The following is a 1,893-nucleotide window of genomic DNA, read 5'->3' as shown; positions in this document are numbered from 1 at the left end:
CGCGCACCGAGCTGGGCGCACAGGAAACCTGCCACACCATCGTCGAGAGCGTCATCATCGAGGCGGGCTACACCATCTATGGCTGGCGCCAGGTGCCGGTCGACGTCTCGGTCATCGGCCTGAAGGCGCAGGCGACCAGGCCGGAGATCGAGCAGATCATGATCGCCGGGCCGATGCCCGACGAGGTCGATGCCGCCGAGTTCGAAAAGAACCTCTATCTGATCCGGCGTCGCATCGAAAAGCGGGTGATCGCGGCGCAGATCAGCGGCTTCTATATCTGTTCGCTGTCCTGCCGCTCGATCATCTACAAGGGGCTGTTCCTCGCCGAGAGCCTGTCGGTCTTCTATCCCGACCTGCAGGATCACCGGTTCGAGAGCCGCGTGGCGATCTTCCACCAGCGTTATTCGACCAACACCTTCCCGCAATGGTGGCTGGCGCAGCCCTTCCGCTGCCTGGCGCACAACGGTGAGATCAACACGATCCGTGGCAACAAGAACTGGATGCTCAGCCACGAGATCCGCATGGCCAGTATCGCGTTCGGCGACAATTCGGAGGACATCAAGCCGGTGATCCCGGCGGGCGCGTCCGATACCGCCGCGCTCGACGCGGTGTTCGAGGCGATCTGCCGGTCGGGCCGCGACGCGCCGACCGCCAAGCTGATGCTGGTGCCCGAGGCGTGGCAGAAGGATCTCGACGCGCCCAAGGCGCATGCCGACATGTACCAGTATCTCGCCAGCGTCATGGAACCGTGGGACGGTCCGGCCGCACTTGCGATGACCGATGGCCGCTGGGCGGTGGCGGGCATGGACCGCAACGCGCTGCGCCCGCTGCGCTATACGCTGACCGCCGACGGCCTGCTGATCGTGGGCTCGGAAAGCGGCATGGTCGTCGTCCCCGAATCGACCGTCACCGCCAAGGGGCGCCTTGGGCCGGGGCAGATGATCGCGGTCGATCTGGCCGAGGGCAAGCTGTACGAGGACCGTGCGATCAAGGACCAGATCGCGGGCGAGCAGGACTATGCCGCGATGATCGGCGAGTTCCTGACCATGGACCAGCTGCCCCAGCCGTCCGAAGAGGAAGCGCTGGTGCGCATGCCGCGCGCCGAAATGCTGCGCCGTCAGGTCGCGGCGGGGCAGACCATGGAGGATATGGAGCTGATCCTGTCGCCCATGGCCGAGGGGGGCAAGGAAGCCATCGGTTCGATGGGCGACGACACGCCGCTGGCGGTCATCTCCGACAAGCCGCGCCTTATCAGCCAGTTTTTCCGCCAGAATTTCAGCCAGGTGACGAACCCGCCGATCGACTCGCTTCGCGAGCGCTATGTGATGTCGCTCAAGACGCGGTTCGGCAATCTCGCCAACATCCTCGACACCGAGGATCGGCGCGAGCGCGTGCTGGTCCTGCCGTCTCCGGTCCTGACCGGCGCCGACTGGCACCGGCTCAAGGCGCATTTCGGCCGTTCGGCGGCGGAGATCGACTGTACCTTCGAAGCCGATGGCGGTCCCGACCGCCTGCGTGCCGCGATCCAGCGCATCCGCAACCAGGCCGAACAGGCGGTGCGTGAAGGGCGCTCCGAGCTGTTCCTGACCGACGAGCATGTCTCCGAAGGCCGTGTCGCGATCGCGGGCGTGCTGGCGGCGGCGGCGGTGCACACGCATCTCGTCCGCCGGGGCCTGCGCAGCTATGCGTCGATCAACGTCCGCTCGGCCGAGTGCCTCGACACGCATTATTATGCGGTGCTGATCGGCGTCGGCGCGACCACGGTGAACGCCTATCTGGCCGAAGCCGCGATCGTCGACCGTCATGGCCGTGGTCTGTTCGGCGATCTGACCATCGACCAGTGCCTGACCAACCATCGCACGGCGATCGAGGACGGCCTGCTCAAGATCATGG

Annotated in this window: 1 protein-coding gene; it reads left to right on the top strand. The window is 65.9% G+C overall.

Translation table 11 applies throughout. The features are described 5' to 3' along the window. Nucleotides 1–1,893 (top strand): glutamate synthase central domain-containing protein (locus ACQKJZ_RS19130; RefSeq protein ID WP_427733269.1); only part of this gene is annotated, 1,893 nt, incomplete at both ends.

The sequence above is a fragment of the Sphingomonas sp. NPDC019816 genome, assembly GCF_050274375.1.
Taxonomy (GTDB): Bacteria; Pseudomonadota; Alphaproteobacteria; order Sphingomonadales; family Sphingomonadaceae; genus Sphingomonas.
The sequence above is the reverse complement of the archived record's forward strand: the minus strand, read 5'-3'. Positions and strand labels throughout refer to the sequence as shown.